A 19604-nucleotide genomic window follows, 5' to 3' on the forward strand; every position below is an offset into this window, starting at 1 on the left:
CCAACTCGTCGCACTCGTACGCGCGGGAGCACGCTTCGAAGGCGGCAAACTCGTCGAACGCCCCGACGACCACGCCCCACCCACCGCCGCCTAAACAATCTTGACCCACAGATCTTGACTATTTCTCACAGCGTGGCGATGTCCGTCGTGGATGTAGTCGACGTGGTCACCGTGGGGAACCACCACGTGCCCGCAACCTTCACCATGACCGTGCTCGTGCGCGGGGTGCTCTTGATGCGCCATCGTAACCATCGACCTTTCGACCATTTCGGCCTTTTCATTGACCCGAAAAGCCTAATCTCAGATGCGGCAATGCGCATAGAGAAATGCGACCAGCGCAGACCAGAACCCCGCTACCCCAGCGCGCATTACAGGAGAGCTGAGACAGCGCGGTGAATCGTCGCCAGGACTGCATTGCGGCGCGGTACCAGGTAGAAGTGATCGCCGGGAAGGACCACGATGTTGCACTTCACCCGGGTGAGCTGTCGCCAGCCCTGTGCCTCCGCCACGGTGGTTTCGGTGTCGTCGGCGGCGCATAGCGCTGTGATCGGGCAGTCGAGCAGGGGTGGCGAGGTCTCCTGCCGGTAGGTCTCGTTCACCCGGTAGTCCGCGCGGACCGTCGGCAGGAGGAGGCTTCGCACCTCTGGGGACGCCAGGACGTCCGCGCGATCGGGCATGAGTCTGGCGAGCTCGGCGCACAGCTCGTCGTCCGAGCGCTGGTGGAAGTCGTCGGCCCGGTGGTGTTGCGGGGGCTCTTTCGCCGAAACCACGAGATGGCCCACTTCCCCGCCTAGTTCGCGATGCAGGGCCTGCGCCGTCTCGTAGGCGACGGTCGCTCCCAGGCTGTGTCCGAAAAGGACGAACGGGCGGTCGAGACGGTCGCGGATGCCGGCGACGACGTCCTCGACGAGTTCCGGCATCGCACCGCAGGCCGGCACGTTCCAGCGATCCTCCCGGCCCGGGTACTGGATCGCGCAGACCTCGACCTCCGGCGGCAGCGATGACGACCACGACCGGTAGAAGCTCGCCGCACCGCCGGCGTGCGGCATGCAGAACAGTCTCACCCGAGCTTCAGGTCTCGGGTCGTAGCAGCGCAGCGCCGAATCCGAATGCCGCAGCACAGGTCATCCCCTCCCGGTTGATCCACTTGGCGTCACCATTCGTCACCATCCGTGTTCGCTCTTGACACGATCGCGATCGTTCGGAGCATAATCGAAAACGATTGTCGTTTTCTTGTCTAGGGCGCCGACGCTCTGTGATCAGAATCCGACCTCGCCTGATCTCCGAAGGAGGACCATGAGCACGACCCCGACGGGATCGTCGGTCGACCTCGCTGCCGTTGCCGCGGCCCTCGCCGAGGTGATGGACGTGCCAACCGGCTCGATCGAGACCGACACGCCCCTCGTCGAGCTGGGCCTGGAGTCGTTCACCGCGGTGCGGCTGCGCCGCCGCCTTCGCGAGGAGCTCGAGCTCGATCTCCCGCTCACCGCTTTCCTCGGCGCGGCAACGGTTCGCTCGATCGCCGACGGCGTGGTCGAGCCAGGTGAGGCCACCGGGTCGTTCCCGCTCACCCCGATCCAGTCGGCCTACTGGGTCGGCCGCGACTCGGCGTTCCCGCTCGGCGGGGTGGCGACGTTCTTCTACCGGGAGTACGACCGGATCCCAGCCGCAGACCCGGAATCCGATCTGGACCGCCTGAGCTCGGCGTGGAACGCGCTGGTCCGACGGCATCCGATGCTGCGCATGGTCGTGGGCGAAGACGCCCGGCAGCGCGTGCTGGACTCCGTGCCGCGCTACGAGATTCCCATCACCGATCTGCGGGGCGTCGATCCGTCGACCGCCGAAAGCACCGCCGCCGAGTTGCGGCACGCCTGGTCGCACCAGGTGCGCCCGGCCGACCGCTGGCCGTTGTTCGACATCCAGGCGATCCTGCTGCCCGATGGCCGGACGCGGCTTTGCATGGGGATCGACGTGCTCGCGCTGGACCTGACCGGGTTGATGCAGTTGCTCGCCGAATGGGGCGCGTTGGTCGAGGATCCGTCGACAGAGCTGCCCGCAGTGCGCACGACTTTCGCCGATGTGGTCCGCAAGCGGGAGTCCGACGCTGACGAGCAGCGGCGCCGGGATCGTGATCGTGCCTACTGGGCGGAACGTGCCCCGTCGCTTCCGCCCGGCCCGGTCTTGCCGTTGGAGTGCGACGTCGACCAGGTGCGCAACCACCGGTTCAGCAGAGCGTCGTCGACGCTGGGGCCAGCGGAATGGGAGGCGCTGCGCGCGAGTGCGGCCGATCACGGTCTCAGCCCGACCGGGGTGCTGCTCGCGGCTTTCGGACTCACCCTGGCTCGTTGGGGCGCGACGGAGCCGTTCTGCCTGAACACCACGCTGTTCGACCGGCCCGACGACCCCGAGCTGGAGTCGCTGGTCGGCGACTTCACCTCGACCGCGCTAGTCGCGATGCCCGAGCTGGATCCCGCGGGGTGGGCGGGTTTCGCCGACTACGCGACGCGCGCGAACCGGCAGTTCTGGGCCGACCTGGACCACCGGGCGGTGTCCGGTATGGAGGCGCAGCACTCCGCCGGGGCGCCTACGGCGACACCGAAGTACCCCGTCGTCTTCACCAGCGGGCTGGGACTGTCGGATGGCCAGGGCAATCCGGCCGGGTGGCTCGGCGCGGAGGTCTTCGGCATCTCGCAAACCCCGCAGGTGTTGCTGGACCACATCGTCTATGCCGAAAGCGGCGCCCTGAAACTGTGCTGGGACTCGGTCGACGGAGCCTTCCCCGCAGGCTTCGTCAGCGGCATGCTCGACGCCCACACCCGACTGCTGCACCGGCTGGCCCACGACCCCGCTGCCTGGACCGACACCACCCTCGGCTGGGACCCATCGTTCCGGCCGGCGGAAAAGCTGACGAGTGCGCCGTTCGGCCCGGTCGGCTCGCTGCTCGACGATCCGCTGCGGGCAGCCTCCGAAAGGTGTCCCGACGAACCAGCTCTCCTGGGTACCGGGAATTCACTCAACCACAAGGAAGTTTCGTCGAACGCTGCGCAGACGGCCGCTGTGCTCGCGGCAGCAGGTGTCGGTCCGGGCGATCTCGTCGCGGTCGCGGCCGGGAAGGGCGCGGCGCAGATCACCGCGATCCTCGGGGTATGCGCCAGCGGTGCGGGCTATGTTCCCCTCGAGCCGTCGTGGCCGGCGAACCGCATCGCCTCCGCCTGCGCCCAGGCCGGCATCCGGCACGCCGTGGTAGGCCCCGGCGCCAAGGTGGAATGGCCCGAAGACGTCACGGTGCACCGCTTACCGGAAAGCGGCGCGCTCGACGGTGAAGCAGCGGAAGCGCCGGTGCTGCGGCGGCCGGAACCAGATGACCTCGCCTATGTCATCTTCACGTCCGGGTCCACTGGACGCCCCAAGGGAGTCGCGATCGAGCACCGGGCCGCCCGCACCACGATCGACGACCTCGTCGATCGCTTCCCGATCGGCGCTGAGGACCGGATGCTGGCGCTGTCGGCGGTCAGCTTCGACCTGTCCGTGCACGACATCTTCGGCGTGCTCGGGGTCGGCGGAGCTCTGGTGCTTCCCGACGCCGAGCGGCAGCGCGACCCGGGCCATTGGCTGGAGCTGATGCGTCAGCACCGGGTGACGTTGTGGAATACCGCTCCGGCGCTGCTGGAAATGCTGGTGGAGTACGCCGAGGTCGATCCCGAGCCGGCCCGGGAGGCGTTCGCACCGCTGCGGCTGGTGTTCCTGTCCGGGGACTGGATCCCGGTCACGTTGCCGGACCGGGTGCGCGCGCTCGCCCCGAACGCGCAGATCGTCAGCCTCGGCGGCGCGACCGAGGCGTCGATCTGGTCGATCTGCCATCCCATCGGTGACGTGGAGCCCGGGTGGCGCAGCATTCCCTACGGGCGCGCGCTTCGGGGACAGCTGTTCCACATCCTCGACGAGAACGGCCGCCCGCAGCCTGTCGGCGAGCCCGGTGAACTGCACATCGGCGGCGATGGCCTGGCGCGCGGCTACGTCGGGGATCCGAAGCAGACCGCCGACCGGTTCATCACCCACCCGCAGCTGCGCCTGCGGCTCTACCGCACCGGTGACATGGGGCACTGGCGCCACGACGGGAGGATCGAGTTCCTCGGGCGCCTGGACCGGCAGGTCAAGATCCGGGGACATCGCATCGAACTGGGCGAAGTCGAATCCGTGCTGGACCGGCTCCCCGGGATCCGCAAGTCGGTGGCACTGTCGGCACCAGGCCCCGACGACCGGCCCCGCCTGGTGGCCTACGTCGTCCGGCACGCCGACGCCGAGATGACCGACGAGGACCTGCGCCGTCGCCTGCGCGAGAACGTTCCCGAGTACATGGTGCCCACCCGTTTCGTCACGATGGACGAATTCCCGGTCACCGCCAACGGGAAGATCGATTACAAGTCGCTGGAAAACCCATACCGACGAGCCTCCGCGAACGATGCTGCCAGTGCGCCACCAGTCGCCGAGGCTCCAACGGTGGCCGTTTCGCGGCCTGGGCTGGAAGCCGGCCAGCCTGTCGAACGGGGTGTTGCGTTCGGGTTCGACGCGGCGCTCAACGACGCCGCCGCCCGCGGCCTTGATGTCGCGATCACCTTCTCCCCCGGCGCGTTGTCGCTGGCGGATGCGCTGTCCGCAGCCGGGGAAGGCGGCAAGCGGCTGCTGTCGGCCGCCGCGGCCGCAGGCCTGCGCGCGACCGAGCGGTTGCGGGACGGGGCCCTCATCGAGCTCACCTTCAGCCGCGATGCGGGTTCATCCGCACCACCGGTGGTGATCCCTCCGCCGGCTGCCGCGCCCGCCACACCACCACCTCCACCGCCTCCGGCACAGCCGTCGAGGCAGGTAGCGGAGACCGAGGCTGCTATCAAGAAGGTGTTCAGCGACCTCTTGAAGTCCGAAGTGGACACCACGACGCCGTTCTTCCAGCTGGGTGCCACGTCGCTCACCCTGGTGCAAGCCCAACGCAGGCTCAGCGCGGAACTCGATCCGGACCTCACGGTGGTCGACATACTGGCCAATCCCACGGTCCGCGACCTAGCCGCGGTGATCGCACAGCGAACGGAACCGGCCCCGGCTCGGCCCGCCTCGCCGGTTTCGGGCCGCCGCGCCGCCCGCGCGCACGCCGCGGAGTTGGCTCGATGATCGCCGTCACGGGTCTGGCCTGCCGCTTTCCCGGAGCACCGGATGCCGCCTCGTTCTGGGACATGCTCGTCGAGGGCCGCGAAGGGCTCACCCGCTTCACCGAAGCGGAGCTGGCGTCCCGCGGCGTTCCGTCGCGACTGCGCAACCGCCCGGATTACGTGCCGGTCGGCGGGCTGATCGACGGGCAGGACCTGTTCGATCCCGAGCCGTTCGGCCTCACCGATGCTGAAGCCGCCCTGCTCGACCCCCAGCAGCGGCTGTTCCTGGAAGCGGCCTGGCAGGCGCTGGAGCAGGCCGGGCACGGCTGCGGGCTGGGCGCCGGCTCGGTCGGGGTTTTCGCCGGCGCCGCACACAGCTCCTACCTGGCCAGCAACCTCGCCGACCGGTGGAGCCCGACCGGCGGCGGCGCGGATCCGGTGGGCAGCCTGCAGACCGCGATGGCCACGCACGCCGACTACCTGCCGCTGCAGGTGGCCTACCGGTTGAACCTGACCGGCCCGGCCATCGCGGTGAACACGACGTGCTCGACGTCGCTGGTCGCGGTGCACACCGCCGCGCAGTCGCTGCTCAACGAGGAATGCGACACCGCCGTCGCGGGCGGCGTTTCGCTGATCGTTCCGCAGGGGCACGGATATCTGCACGTGGCCGAGGGGATCTATTCCGCCGATGGCACAGTGCGTCCCTTCTCCGCCGAAGGCAGCGGCATCGTCTACTCGCAAGGAGTTGGAGCCGTCGTGCTGCGACGGCTGGAAGACGCACTGGCCGATGGCGATCCGGTGCTGGCGGTCCTGCACGGCTCCGCGGTCAACAACGACGGTGCCGACAAGGCCGGATTCACAGCGCCGTCGTTGCGCGGGCAGGCGCGGGTGATCGCCGAGGCGCAGGCGATCGCCGGTATTGATCCCCGGCAGGTCGGCTACGTCGAGGCGCACGGGACGGCCACGCGGCTGGGCGATCCGGTGGAAACCGCCGCGCTGCGGCGGATCTTCGGCGCCGCGGGCCCGGCCTGGTGCGGGCTGGGTTCGGTGAAGAGCAACATCGGGCACGCCAACAGCGCTGCGGGCATCGCCTCGTTCATCAAGACGACCTTGGCGGTCCAGCACGGGATTCTGCCCGCGTCGCTGCACGCCGAACCGCTCAACGACCTGCTGCAGCTGGATGGTTCGCCGTTCGAGGTCGTCACCGAGACGAAGCAGTGGCAGGGCCCGGAACTGGCCGGGGTCAGCTCGTTCGGCATCGGCGGCACGAACTGCCACGTCGTGCTGGGCCCCGCGCCGAGCCGCCCCGCGGCGCGATCGGACTCCCGGCCGCAGATCTTGACGGTGTCCGCGCACAGCCGCGCAGCGGCCGAGCAGACCGCAACAGCCATCGCCGAAGCCGAGCCCGCGGATGCGGCGGACCTCGCCCACACCCTGCAATCCGGACGGCCGGCACTCCCCCATCGCGTCGCCACCGCCGTGCGTGGTGGGGACATCGCAGCTTTGCGGACCGGCACCGGAGTGCAGGCACTACCCACGCCACCACGTGTGGTGTTCGCTTTCCCCGGCGCCGGAAGCCAATACCCAGGCATGGGTTCGCGGCTCTACGCCGAGGAGCCGGTGTTTCGCGACTGCGTCGACGAATGCGCTGACCTGCTGCTCCCCTTGCTGGGAACCGACATTCGCGAGGCCGTGATCGGCGACGCCGCCGAGCAACGCGTCCGCGACGCCGCCTACGGCCTGCCCGCGTTGTTCGCGGTGTCGTTGGCGACCGCCCGATTGCTGGACTCCTGGGGCGTGCGACCGGACGTAGTGCTCGGGCACAGCCTCGGCGAATACACCGCCGCAGTGGTGGCCGGTGGGCTCTCGCTACCGGATGCCGCCCGGCTCGTCGCCGTCCGGTGCACCGAGGCGTCCCGTGCCGCCAGCGGCGGGAGCATGCTCGCGATCCAGCTCCCGGAAGCCGAGATGACCGGGCTGCTCGCGAACCACCCCGAGGTCGACCTCGCCGCAGTCAACGCACCCGATTCCTGCGTCGTATCCGGGCCACGACCCGCCGTCGAAGCACTCGCCGCGAGCCTGGGCGACGACAAGCGCTCTGCGTTTCTGCGGGTCGATGCCGCGCTGCACTCGCGGCTGGTCGAGCCCGCGATGCCCGCGCTCAGGGCCGCCGCAGCAGCCTTGCGGCCACGGTCGCTGGCGGCGCCGATGGTCACGACTGTCACCGGCACCTACACGGACGCAGAGTTGAGCACGGCTGAGCACTGGGTGCGCCAGCTCCGGGACACCGTGCGGTTCTCCGATGCGTTGCGCACCGCCGTTGACGGCGACGCCCCGGCCGTCGTGGTGCAGGTCGGACCGGGCAGTGCGCTCGCCGGTCTCGCCCGGCGCAACGGGCTGCCCGCGCTGCACACCGCGTTGACGACGTTCACCGCGGAGGAGCCCGACGAGGCGATCTCCGTCCGCGATGCCATCGGCCAGTTGTGGGCGCACGGGCTCGACATCGACTTCGCCGCTCAGCACGTCGAACCGCGTCGTCGCATCGCCGCGCGGGGTTACGCCTTCCAGCGGCGGCGGTTGTGGATCGACCCTCCTCAGCCCCGACAGGTTCGCGCCGAAGACGAACCCGATGCCAACGAGCCCCTGCAAATCCCGCGCTGGCAGCAACTCCTTCCGCTCGATCAACCGACCTCGTTGCCCGGGCGCTGGATCATCTCAGCCACTGCCGACGACGCCCTGGCCGCGGCCGTCCAGCGGGAGTTGACGGCACTAGGTGCGAACTGCGTTTCCCTCGGTGAGCCCACCGGCTCGGAACCGTGCGCCGGTGTGCTCCTGTTCGCCGGCGACAGCGAGGACATCACGACCGGGATCCTCCGCCACGCCGAGCTGTCACGCGTTCTAGCCGATCTGGAGCAGGCCCCGCCGCTGCTGCTCCAGATCACCAGATGTGGCAGCCGAGACCTTCCCGACACCGCCCACGGCGCGCTGCGAGTGCTCCCCCGAATCCTGGGCCAGGAGCTACGCGGATTGCGGTGGCGGACGATCGATCTCCCGGCCGGCTCGGATGATGCCGCAGCAGTCGTGGCGGAGATCGCCGACCTCAGCGCGGCGGAACGATCGTCGGGCTGGGAAATCGCGGTGCGCGGCGATTCCCGGTGGCAGCGGACGATCGTGCCGTGGCGCCCCAAGGCCGAGATCGCGCCGCCATCCGGCGGCCTCGCGCTGATCACGGGCGGGCTGGGAGATGTCGGGCTGACCATCGCCGAGCACCTCGCCCGCAACGGGTACCGCGTCGTCCTCACCTCGCGCACCGGCCTGCCAACCCACCCCGAACCCGGCAGCACCGCCGAACAACGGCTCCAAACCATCCGGCGGCTCACCGAAACGGGCGCCCAAGTGGAGGTTCGCGCGCTCGATGCGGCAGATGTTCCTGGGACGACAGCACTCCTGCGCGAGCTGTCTCAGCAGGGACGCCTCGACATCGTGATCCACGCGGCGGGCGCCGTCGCGACCACGGAGGCGACCCCGCTGCGGGAGACCACCGCCGAACTCGTCGCCGCGCACATCACCGCAAAGGCGGGCGGAGCGCTCGCGCTGCGCGCGGCGATCGACGAGCTCCCGTCCCGGCTGCGGCCTCGCACGGTGTTGTTGATGTCGTCGGTGACCACGCTGGTCGGCGGCATCGGCATGGGCGCGTACGCGGCGGCCAACGGCTTCCTCGATGCCCTGGCCATGTCCGCCAGCGACGAATCGACCCGGTGGGTCAGCGCCGTGTGGGACGGCTGGCGGGTCGGCCCGCTCGGTGCGGACCGCACCGTCGTGCTGGACCATGCGTTGGATGCCGAGACCGGAATGGCAGCGCTGGACCGGATCCTCCACGGCACCATGCCACCAGTGGTCGCGGTCGCCGCCACCTCGCTGGCCGATCGCATGACGCAGGCCGCCTTCATCGATCGCGCCGAAGCGCCGGGGAGCTTGGCGGACCCTGCCGAAAGGGCGGTCGCCGAGTTGTGGAGCGAGTTGTTCGGTTCGCCAGTGACCTCGGCCGACGCGGATTTCTTCCTGCTCGGTGGGCATTCGCTGCTCGCGACGCGGATGCTCGCGGCGGTGCGGGAGCGCTTCGGCGTCGATCTGCGGCTGCGCGACCTGCTGGTTCAGCCGACCGTCGCCGCGCTCGCGGCCCGCATCACCGCGGCCGAACCCGCACCGGCTGAACCCGCACCGATCGCAGCGGCCGTGGCCCCGGATGGGACGTTCCCGCTGACGCGGGTGCAGCACGCCTACTGGGTCGGCCGGGACGGCGGCTACGAGTGGGGTGACGTGCCCTGCCACTTCTACCTGGAATACGACTGCGAGCACCTCGACGTCGACCGGTACGAACGGGCGTGGCACCAGGTGTTCGCGCGCCACCCCATGCTGCGGACCATCATCACCTCGCAGGGCAGGGCGAAGGTGCTCGACGACGTGCCCGCCTACCGCATCCGGGTGCACGACCTGACGTCGTTGCCGGAGGAGCGCCGGACGGCGCGGCTGGAGCGGCTGCGCGAGCGCATCAGCCGGCAGCCCGGGCCGCCGGATCGGTGGCCGCTGGTGCAGATCCAGGCCGCGCGGCTGCCCGGTGGCCGGGTTCGGTTGTTCATCGGCGTCGACGTGCTGATCTGCGACGCGGCGAGCTGGTGGATCATCGACCGCGAGCTGCGACACTTCTACCGTTCGGACCAGCCGTTGCCGGACATCGGGATCGACTTCGCGGCGTGCGTGGCGGCGCTGGAACAACGCCGCCACGGCGAGCGGGGCGAGCAGGCGGCTGCCTACTGGCGCGGCAAGCTCGACTCGCTGCCGGGCGGGCCTGCGCTGCCCGTGCGCGAATCCGACACGCCGACGCGATTCGTCCGGCGGGCCGCGGCGCTGGACCCCGACGCTTGGGCAGCGTTGCAGGCCGCAGCTGCTCGGCAGCGGGTGACGCCCACGGCCGTGCTGCTCGCCGCCTATGCCGAGACGCTCGCGGCGTGGTCGGGCAGCGAACGGTTCGCGATCATGCTGACGCTGTTCGACCGCCCGGACATCCACCCCCAGGCGTCCGATGTGGTCGGTGACTTCACCTCTCTTGTGCTGCACGCGGTGGACCACTCCGGGCCCGCATCCTTCCTGCAGCGGGCTCGAGTCGCGCAGGACGTGCTGTTCGCGGACCTGGACCACCGGGACTTCTCCGGGCTCGAAGTGCTGGCCGAGCAGTCGTCCCGCCGCGGCCACCGGGTCTCGGTGCCCGTGGTGTTCACCAGCGCGCTGGGCCTTGAGGACGTCATCGGCGCGGAACACGATCCGGAATGGGTCGGCACGCAGGTCGCCGCGCTCAGCCAGACGCCGCAGACGCTGCTGGACCACCAGGCGCTGGAGCAGGGCGGACGGCTGTTGCTGCAATGGGATGCCCTCGAACCGGTCCTGCCACCGGATCAGCTCGACCGGGCCTTCGCCGACTACGTCCAACGCGTCGAGCAACTCGCCACCGATCCGTCCGCGTGGGACGGCGCGGACGTCGCGGATGAGGACATCGCGTTGCCGGTCCGGCCGAGCGGCGGGCGGCACCCGCTGTTCCTGATGCATCCGTCGGGTGGTGACGTCGTCTGCTACGCCGAGCTGGCCCGGCTGCTCGACGACCGCGTGGACGTCGTCGCGCTGACCGATCCGGAACTGGTCGACGGCCGCGGCGCCACCGACATCCCCGGGATGGCCGCACGCTTCCTCGACGTGGTCCGCCGATGGCAGGAACACGGCCCGTACCTGCTCGGCGGCTGGTCCATGGGCGGCGACCTCGCGCAGGAAATGGCCCGCCGGCTCCACGCGCTCGGTGAGCGCACCGAGCTGCTGGTGATGCTCGACTCCAACGACCCGAGCTTCATCACCCACATCGACGGCAACCCGGACGAGGTGGAACTGGCCGTCGCCTGGCGTTTCCTCGGTGCGCTGGAGGGGTTCGTCGGCGCCGACCTCGGCGCAGGACCCGACCTGAACACCTCGGCGGTCATCGAGGCCGTCCGGCGGCTCCCGGCCGACCGGCGCTGGGACGAGATCGACCAACGGCTGCGGTCCGCGCGACTGCTCGGGCGCCGCGACAGCGCCCGCCGGCGAGTCTCGGTGTTCGCCCGGCACCTGCGGGCGCTGGCCGACCACGAACCAGCCCTGCTCGACGACGAGAACACCAGAACATTGCTGGTCCGCGCCGATCGCCCGGCACCGCGCAACTCCGGTGTGGGCATGGGCGTCGACGACACCCCGCCCGGCTTGGCAGATCTGGGTTGGGGCCGTCACCTGGCCGGGCCGCTGGACGTGATCGGCGTCGACGCCCACCACTACTCGCTGCTGCAACCACCCGCGATCACGCAGGTCGCCGCGGCCATCAACGAAGCGCTGAAAGCGGCGCTGGATCGCTGATCCACCACTCGTGCGCTTCCCGGCGGCCATGACCGCCGGGAAGCGCACGAACCCGAACCGACGAAGGACCTCGATGCAACGACGACAGTTCGTCCTCGGCGCAGCCCTCGCCACCGCTCTGGTGGCCACCGGTTGCGCCGCCAACAGCACCGCCGACACGAGCACCGACACACTTCGCTACGCGGCTGTCGGTGCTCCTGCGGCTGCCAGCAACGATCCGCACGGCGGCCTCGGCAACGAGTCCGACGCCATGCGCTTCGCGCTGCTCTACGACGTGCTCACGGTGCCCGGCGCGGACGGCAGCACGCAGCCTCGACTGGCCACCTCCTGGACGCCGGACACGACGCAGACCCGCTGGAAGCTTGCGCTGCGCCCGGATGCGTCCTTCACCGACGGCCGACCGGTGCGGGCGGCGGACGTGCTGTTCTCACTGCGCCGGATGCAGGACAAGGCCGCCGAGAACTACGGCCGGATGGCCATGTTCGACCTCGCAGCGTCCACTGTGGTCGACGAGCACACCCTGAACCTGGCGACACGCAAGCCTTTCGCCGAGGTCGGAAAGGCACTCGAGTCGGCGACCTTCGTGGTGCCCGAGGGCAGCACCGACTTCACCAACCCGGTCGCCGGATCCGGCCCGTTCCGGATGGCCGGCGGCGACGCCGCCAGCGCCGTCCTGGAGCGCAGCGACCGCTGGTGGGGGTCGCGCCCGCCGCTGCGGCGCATCGAGATCCGCGCCATCGCCGATCCGCAGGCGCGGGCCGACGCGGTCGCCGCCGGGCAGGCCGACGTCGCCGGGAGCGTGAACCCGGCGACCGCCCGGGAGTCCGAACAGGACGGTCTGCAGGTCGTGCACCGGCCGGCGGTCACGGTGTACCCGGTGGTCATGCGCCTGGACCGGGCACCGTTCGACGACCCCCGCGTTCGCGAGGCGATCAAGCTCGCCGTGGATCGAAAGCAGCTGGTGGACGCCGTTTTCCTCGGCCAGGGCGTGGTCGGCAACGACCTGCTCACCCCCGCGGACCCGACCGCACCGGCACCACCGCAGCGCCAGCGCGACCTCGACCGAGCTCGACAGCTGCTGGCCGAGGCGGGGCACTCGAACGGCCTGGATCTCACGCTGCGCACCACGACCGCCTACCCGGGCATGGAGACCACCGCGACGCTGCTGGCCGATCAGCTCAAGGCCGCCGGCATCCGGATCCGCGTGCAGGTGGAACCGCAGGACACCTTCTGGACCCAGGTCTACTCGCAGGCCGACTTCTACGTCAGCTACCTCGGCGGAATCCCGTTCCTCGACGTCGCACGCGTGGCGCTGCTGTCGACGTCGCCGACGAACGAGACCGCGTGGCACCGGCCCGACTGGGACCTCGGCTTCGACGCGGCACTGGCCACCGCCGACGCGGCCGGGCGCAGCGCCCAGCTCGGCCGGTTGCAGCAGCAGGTGCGCGACGAAGGCGGATACCTGGTGTGGGGCGCCGGCGACGGGCTCGACCTGGCGCGGCCGCAGGTGGCGGGGCTGCCCACGGGACCGGGATTCCAGCGATTGTTCATCGACCAGGTCCGGATCAACGCCACGTGATCCCGTCGCTAATCCGCTCGACCGCGCGCAGCGCCCTGCTGCTGTTCGCGGTCGCCGTGCTGGTCTTCGCCGCGACCGAGCTGCTGCCCGGTGACGCGGCGGAGGCCAGGACCCGTGGCCGGGCAAGCGATGCGGAGCTGGCCCGGCTGCGCGAGCAGACCGGGCTGGACGATCCGGCCTGGCAGCGCTTCGGCCGCTGGCTGGCCGGGCTGCTGCACGGTGACGCGGGTCGGTCGCTGATCAGCGACCGACCCGTGGCGGTCCTGATCGCGGAACGGCTGCCCGCGACCCTGGCGCTGACCGCGTGCGCGCTGCTCGTCGCGCTGCCGCTCATGCTGCTGGCGGCTTGGGTGGGAAGCGCACCGCGTCTGCGGTCTCCGGCCGGCGGCGCGATCGCGGCTGCCGCCGCAGTCCCGCAGGTCGTGGTCGCCGGAGCACTGGTCGCGCTGTTCTCCGGTCTCCTGCATTGGCTGCCCAGGGTGTCGTTGCTCCCCATTGGACAGTCGCCGTGGCAGCGACCCGAACTGCTCGTGCTGCCGACGCTGTCGCTGGCCCTTCCGGCGGCGGCGTTCGGCGCGGGCCTGCTCGCCGGGGCGGTGGCGGACGTGCGGCGGCTCCCGCATGTCGAGGACGCCGTCCTGCGCGGCGTGCCGCGCTGGCGCGTCGCGGCCCGGCACGTCCTTCCGTTCTTGTTCGCGCCGGTGCTCCGCGTGCTCGCGGTGATCTGTGGCGGTTTGATCGCGGCCACGACGGTGGTGGAGACCGTGTTCGGTTACAACGGCTTGGGAGAGCTGCTCGTCAGCTCTGTCGCCAGCCGTGACGTGCCGACGGTGCAGGCCGTGGCGTTGCTCGGCGCGGCGGTTGTGCTCGCCGGGTTGTGGCTGGCCGACGTGGTTCGGGGTGGCACCTCATGAACCGCGCGATCATCGCCGGCAGCCTTGCGAGCGCCGTGGCGTGCGCGACCGTCCTGGGCGGGTTGCTCACCCCGCACCTCCCGACCGAGATCATCGGCCTACCGCACACATCCCCTGGCGGGGGCGCCCTGCTGGGCACCGACGGCCTCGGCCGCGACGTGCTGTCCCGGGTGCTGGCCGGCGGCCGCGACCTCGTCCTGGTCTCGATGCTCGCCGCGCTGCTGGCCACCTCGCTCGGCGTTGCCGGAGGGCTGCTCGCCGGCTGGTCCGATGGCTGGACTTCCCGGCTGCTGACCGCGCTCGCCGACGTCCTGCTCGCCGTGCCGCTGCTGCTCGTCGCACTGGTGCTGGCGGTTTCGCTGCCCGGCGACGCCGCGGTCATCGCCGCGACCGTCTGCGGTGGCACCCCGCTGACGCTGCGGGTGGTCCGGGACGCCACCCGGCTGGCCCGCGGCTCCGGGTACGTCGAGGCGGCGCGCTGCCGCGGCGAACGCGACGCGGCGCTGCTGATCCGGGAAGTCCTGCCATCGATGGCCGGGCTGATCTCGGCCGACGTGGGCATGCGATTCGTGGTCGCCGTGCAGCTCGCGGCCGCGTTGAGCCTGCTCGGTTTCGGCGCCCAGCCACCGACGGCCGACTGGGCGTTGATGATCCGCGAGAACCTGCCCGGGTCCGGCCTCAACCCCGCAGGTGTGATCGCCCCTGCCGTCGCCCTGGCCGTGCTGACAGCCGGTGTCGCGGGCGCGGCGTCGCTGCTCGACAGGAGGCCGGCGTGAGCGGCTTGGAAGTCGGCGGCATGACCGTGCTCGACAGGCAGGGACGCGCCGTGATCTCGGATTTCTCACTGCACGCCGCCGCCGGTGAGATCGTCGGGGTCGTCGGACCGTCCGGCAGCGGGAAATCCACCCTGCTGCGCGCAATCCTGGACGCCCTGCCGACGGGACTGCGCCGGGCCGAGGGCACTGTCTGCTGGGAAGGAAGGACGATCCTGCCCGGACGCGCCGCCCGGCGTTGGCGGCACCGGACGGCGGGCATCGTCGGCCAAGATCCCGCCGCCGCGCTGAATCCCTTGCAGCGAGTGCATTCCCTGGTCGCCGAAGGCACGCCGGACGCGCCACTGGCCCAGCGGGCGCTCGACGACCTCGGACTCGACAGCGCCCAGCTGTGGTGGCGGCTCCCGCGTCAACTTTCCGGTGGGCAGGCGCAACGCGTCGCCCTCGCCCGAGCGCTGGCAGGCGATCCGGCCTTGTTGGTACTCGATGAGCCGACTTCCGGGCTGGACCCGGATGCCCTCGAACTGGTCATGCGGGCGATCGCGAAGCGGCGCGGTGACGGACGTTCGGTGACGCTACTGGTCTCCCACGACCGGGACTTCGTGACGAGGGCGAGCGATCGCGTCATCTCGTTCGGGCAAGCGAGGACGACCACCCCGCCGCGAACAAGCCAGCAGAGATCGGCCGCACCGGTGTTCTCGGCATCGGATCTGACGATCTCGCAGGGCGGCACGCCACTGCTCCAGGGCAGTTCCGTCGAACTCTTCAAGCACGAACTGGTCGCCGTGCTGGGACCGTCCGGATGCGGCAAGAGCACCATGCTGCGGACGTTTGCCGGCCTGCACGCGGCCGATGCGGGCGAACTCCGTTGGCGCGGCGAACCCTTCCCGGGCCAGGTCGAACACCGGTCCCGCACGCAACTGCGCGCCGTGCAGTTCGTCGCCCAGGACCCTGCCGGCGCGCTCAACCCAGCGCACCGCGTCGGCACCGCCATCGCCCGGGCCGCACAGGTGCTACACGGCGTTTCTCCCGCTGCTGCGCGGAAACGAGCCGATGAACTGCTGCGTATGGTTGGCCTCGAAGGTGCCGCGAAACGATTTCCACGCGAGCTCTCCGGAGGGCAGCGCCAACGCGTGTCCATCGCGCGAGCGCTCGCCGCCGAGCCCGACGTGCTGCTGGCGGACGAGATCACGTCCGCACTCGACGAGGCCACTGCCCACGACGTGCTTGATCTCCTCGACCGGCTGCGCGCCGACGGCCTCGCCGTCCTGCTGGTCACCCACGACCGGACGGTCGCCGACCGCGCCGACCGCACGCTCCGGCTGCACCAACGCAGCCTGCTCCCCACCATTCCCGACCGATCGGAGGAAACCCGTGCCCGGTGACGACCCCGTGCCCGCAGACAGCACAGCCGCGCTGTGGCGGGCGGCCGAGCACCTCAGCGCCCACCCGTGGATCGCCGCAGCCGAAGTCGACGACGAGGCAGTGCGGCTCGTCCCGGCCCGCGCGGCGCTCGCCGTGCGGCCGGAACCGGGCGCGCTGCTCACCGAACACCTCGACCAGTGGAGCGAGGTCTACGACTGGACCTACTCCCAGGCCTCCGGGCGGCATGCCGACGACCTGGACCTGTCCGGCTGGCGGGCGTCGGACACCGGCGAGCCCTTCCCGGTGGAGCACATGAAGGACTGGCTGCGCCACACCGTCGAACTCGTGCTGCGCGACAAACCCCGGCGGGTGCTCGAACTCGGTTGTGGCACGGGCATGCTCATGCACCGCCTGCATCCGCACGTCGACGCGTACGTCGGCACCGACGTCGCTGCCGACGCTGTTCGGAAGCTGTCGACATCGGCGCCCGGCGGTGCCGTGATCGTGCAGGCCTCCGCGCACGAGGCGCGCAGCGCCGTGGTGCAGGACGCCATCGCCACCGCGTTTTCCGGGGCCCGGCCGGATTGCGTGCTGCTGAACTCCGTCACGCAGTGCTTCCCCAGCGTCGAATACCTGCGCGCGGTCGTGCAGGACGCGATCGACATAGTCGCGCCCGGTGGCACCGTGATCATCGGCGACGTCCGCCACGCCGGCCTGCTGCGCGACCACCACCGCTGGCTCGACGCCGCCGCCACGGACGCGGAGCTGGACGAACGGGTCGACCGGGACGAGGAACTGCTCTTCGACGCGCCGTTGCTGGCCTCGCTGGCCGCGGCGGCGGGCCGCGAGGTCCGGATGGCCACCTTCGCGAAGACCATGCGCGCCGACACCGAACTGACCCGCTACCGCTTCGACGCCGTGCTCCACGTCGATCCCGGCACCCCTGCCGTGGCACCGACCGTGATCCGCTGGCCCGACCTCCCTTCCGGCAACCGGGTCGCGGCCCTGCGCGCCCGCCTCGACCGTTCCCCGGTGCGAGTCGAACGGATCCCCAACCGGCTGCTCAACACCGAGGCCGGCACGACCGCCGCCGAGCTGCACCGTGCCATCGGCGACCTGGACGCCGTGGTCTGCCTGGACCCGACCGATCCGCGGTCGCTCGAAGTCATCGCACCCGCGATGTCGGCCGCCCGACCGGTGCAGGAGATCTCCGGGCCGGGCAAGGCGCACGAGCCGCTGCGCGGATTCGTTCGCCGCAGGCTCGCCGAGGTCGCCCGGCGGGACCTGCGTCGCGGAGGCCACGCGCTTGTGCCGATCACGGTCGACCAGGGCGAGCACCATGCGTGCTGAAACCTTGGACCAGGTCACTCGATCCGCCGCGACCGCGATCAACGATGTCGACACCGCCGCGCTGCCCGGCTTCATGCGGCAGCTCGACCACGCCGCCCTGCTGGCGATGGCCCGCACCCTCGGCCGCAACGGCCTGTTCCGGCCCGGGGTCAGCCACCGCTGGAACCAGATCGCCGACCGGCTGCGCGTCGCACCCCGGCACCGCTGGATCCTCCGCCGCTGGCTCACCGCCCTGAATGACGAAGGCCTGCTCCAGCGAGACGAAACCACGGGTTTCGTGCACGGCCTCCGTGCCGTGGGCCGATCCGAGGCGGCCGACGCCGCCGCTTTCGTGGACGAGGCCGCGCGCGGCCTGGGATATCCGCCGGAGATGGCCAGGTTCTTCCTGGCGGCGATCGAGCAACTCCCCCGTCTGCTCCGCGACGAGGTGGCCGTGCAGGCGCTGCTGTTCCCCGACGGAGACCTCGCGACCGCCGAAGGTGCCTACAAGGACAACGTCATCAACCGCTACCTCAACACGGCAGCCGTCGACCTGCTGCGCGGGGAATGCCGGCGCGCCGGTGGCACGCTCCGCGTGCTGGAGCTCGGAGCCGGTGTCGGCGGGACCACCGCCGCCGTGGTGCCGGCGCTCGCCGACGAGTCCGTGGACTACCTGTTCACCGACGTGTCCCAGTTCTTCCTGGACGCCGGGCGCCAGCGGTTCGGCGAACGGCTCCGCTACGGCATGCTCGACATCAACTCCGACGAACCCGTGCAACCCGGCTCCGCCGATGTCGTGCTCGCCGCGAACGTCCTGCACAACTCCGTCCACATCGGAGAAGTGCTGGCGCGGTTGCGGGATCTGCTGGCGCCCGGCGGGATGCTCGTGGTCATCGAGTCGTGCCGGGAGCACTACCAGGCCATGACGTCCATGCAGTTCCTGATGTCCCCGCGCGAGGGCGAACCGCAGCCTGGTGCCACCGACGTGCGGGCGGGCACCGACCGGATCTTCCTGACCCGCGACGAGTGGCTGGCCGAGCTGACCGCGGCCGGCTTCGCCCCGCAGCTCGACCTGCCCGACCCGACTCATCCGCTCGCCGCCCTCGGCCAGCACGTCTTCGCCGCCCGAACCGACGAACTGGAGCAACCATGACCACCGAACCCGCTATCAGCACCGTGCTGGCCGAGATCTGGTCCGAGCTGCTCGGCCTGGACGAGGTTCCGCCGGATTCGAGCTTCCTCAACCTCGGCGGCGACTCGGTGCTCGCCGTGCGAATGTCCGCTCTGGTCCGCCGGAAGCTCGGCGTGGCGCTCGCCCTGTCCGACGTCCGGGTGGAGATCACCCTCGCCGAACTGACCGACCTGGTAGCCCGCCGCAGCGCCGGAGCATCCAGCGGCCGGGCACTGCCGGTCGATGTGACCCGGCGCCCAGACCCGAGCGCACCGTTCCCGCTGCTGCCGTTGCAGCAGGGCTACTTCGTCGGGCAGCAGGACGGCTGGGAGCTGTCCTACGAATCGGCGCACCACTACGTCGACATCGGCCTCACCGACGTCGACTCCGACGAAGCTCCCGAAGCACTCCAGGACGCGCTGCGCCGACTCGTGCAGCACCAACCCACGCTGCGCGCCCGCGTGCTTCCTGATGGCCGGCAGCGCATTCTGGCCGCCGACGACCCCGACGCCGTACCCACCGTCGAGGTGATCGACCTGCGCGACGCTTCCGAGGACGAAGCCAATGCCACGGTGGCGGCCATCCGGTCGCAGATGAGCACCAACGGCCCGGACCCCGCGCACGGTCCCGGCATGACGATGCGCCTGACGCTGCTGCCCGGCGACCGCGCCCGCCTGCACAACGCGGTCAGCCTGCTGATCATCGACGGCTGGTCGTCGAACGTCTTCTACCGGGACCTGTTCGCCCTGGTCGCCGACTGGAACGCGATGCTGCCCCCGCTGGAGGTCGACTATGGCGACTACGTCACCTCGGTAGCCACGCTGCCCGACACCGACGCCTGGGAAGCCGACCGCGACTGGTGGTGGGACCGGCTCGACGAGTTCCCCCTTCCGCCCGCCC

10 protein-coding genes are annotated in these 19604 nt (G+C 70.8%); 9 read left to right on the forward strand and 1 reads right to left on the reverse strand.

The genetic code is table 11. The features are described 5' to 3' along the window. Positions 1-368: 368 nt before the first annotated feature. A complete protein-coding gene (locus E1288_RS42795; RefSeq protein WP_132494567.1) occupies positions 369-1049 on the reverse strand; it encodes a thioesterase II family protein in 681 nt (226 codons plus the stop codon). 247 nt (positions 1050-1296) lie between these two features. Between E1288_RS42795 and E1288_RS42800 the strand changes: the two genes are divergently transcribed. The 9 genes from E1288_RS42800 to E1288_RS42840 form a co-directional block, all read left to right on the forward strand. Continuing rightward, a complete protein-coding gene (locus E1288_RS42800) occupies positions 1297-5163 on the forward strand; it encodes a non-ribosomal peptide synthetase (RefSeq protein ID WP_132494569.1) in 3867 nt (1288 codons plus the stop codon). Beyond that, positions 5160-11573: a type I polyketide synthase gene (locus E1288_RS42805; RefSeq protein WP_132494571.1), complete on the forward strand. Its 6414-nt coding sequence runs from the start codon at positions 5160-5162 to the stop codon at positions 11571-11573. The genes E1288_RS42800 and E1288_RS42805 overlap by 4 nt, the downstream gene beginning before the upstream one ends. A gap of 73 nt (positions 11574-11646) precedes the next feature. Beyond that, complete coding sequence (locus tag E1288_RS42810; protein ID WP_132494573.1) at positions 11647-13152, forward strand: ABC transporter substrate-binding protein; 1506 nt, start codon at positions 11647-11649, stop codon at positions 13150-13152. Then, the gene (locus E1288_RS42815) at positions 13149-14066 is read left to right on the forward strand and encodes an ABC transporter permease (RefSeq protein WP_207954879.1); all 918 of its coding nucleotides are present in this window, start codon (positions 13149-13151) and stop codon (positions 14064-14066) included. The genes E1288_RS42810 and E1288_RS42815 overlap by 4 nt, the downstream gene beginning before the upstream one ends. Then, positions 14063-14842 carry an ABC transporter permease gene (locus E1288_RS42820; protein WP_132494574.1) on the forward strand — a complete coding sequence of 260 codons (780 nt, stop codon included), beginning with the start codon at positions 14063-14065 and terminating at the stop codon, positions 14840-14842. Before E1288_RS42815 ends, E1288_RS42820 begins: the two co-directional genes overlap by 4 nt. Next, positions 14839-16224: an ABC transporter ATP-binding protein gene (locus E1288_RS42825; RefSeq protein WP_207954880.1), complete on the forward strand. Its 1386-nt coding sequence runs from the start codon at positions 14839-14841 to the stop codon at positions 16222-16224. The genes E1288_RS42820 and E1288_RS42825 overlap by 4 nt, the downstream gene beginning before the upstream one ends. Then, the gene (locus tag E1288_RS42830) at positions 16214-17554 is read left to right on the forward strand and encodes a class I SAM-dependent methyltransferase (RefSeq protein WP_132494576.1); all 1341 of its coding nucleotides are present in this window, start codon (positions 16214-16216) and stop codon (positions 17552-17554) included. The genes E1288_RS42825 and E1288_RS42830 overlap by 11 nt, the downstream gene beginning before the upstream one ends. After that, entirely contained in the window at positions 17544-18686 is a 1143-nt protein-coding gene (locus tag E1288_RS42835; RefSeq protein WP_132494578.1) for a class I SAM-dependent methyltransferase, read from the forward strand. The genes E1288_RS42830 and E1288_RS42835 overlap by 11 nt, the downstream gene beginning before the upstream one ends. Beyond that, positions 18683-19604 (forward strand): condensation domain-containing protein (locus E1288_RS42840; protein ID WP_235884210.1); only part of this gene is annotated, 922 nt, incomplete at its 3' end. The genes E1288_RS42835 and E1288_RS42840, both read left to right, overlap by 4 nt.

Source organism: Saccharopolyspora elongata (assembly GCF_004348985.1).
GTDB classification, from domain to species: Bacteria; Actinomycetota; Actinomycetes; order Mycobacteriales; family Pseudonocardiaceae; genus Saccharopolyspora; species Saccharopolyspora elongata.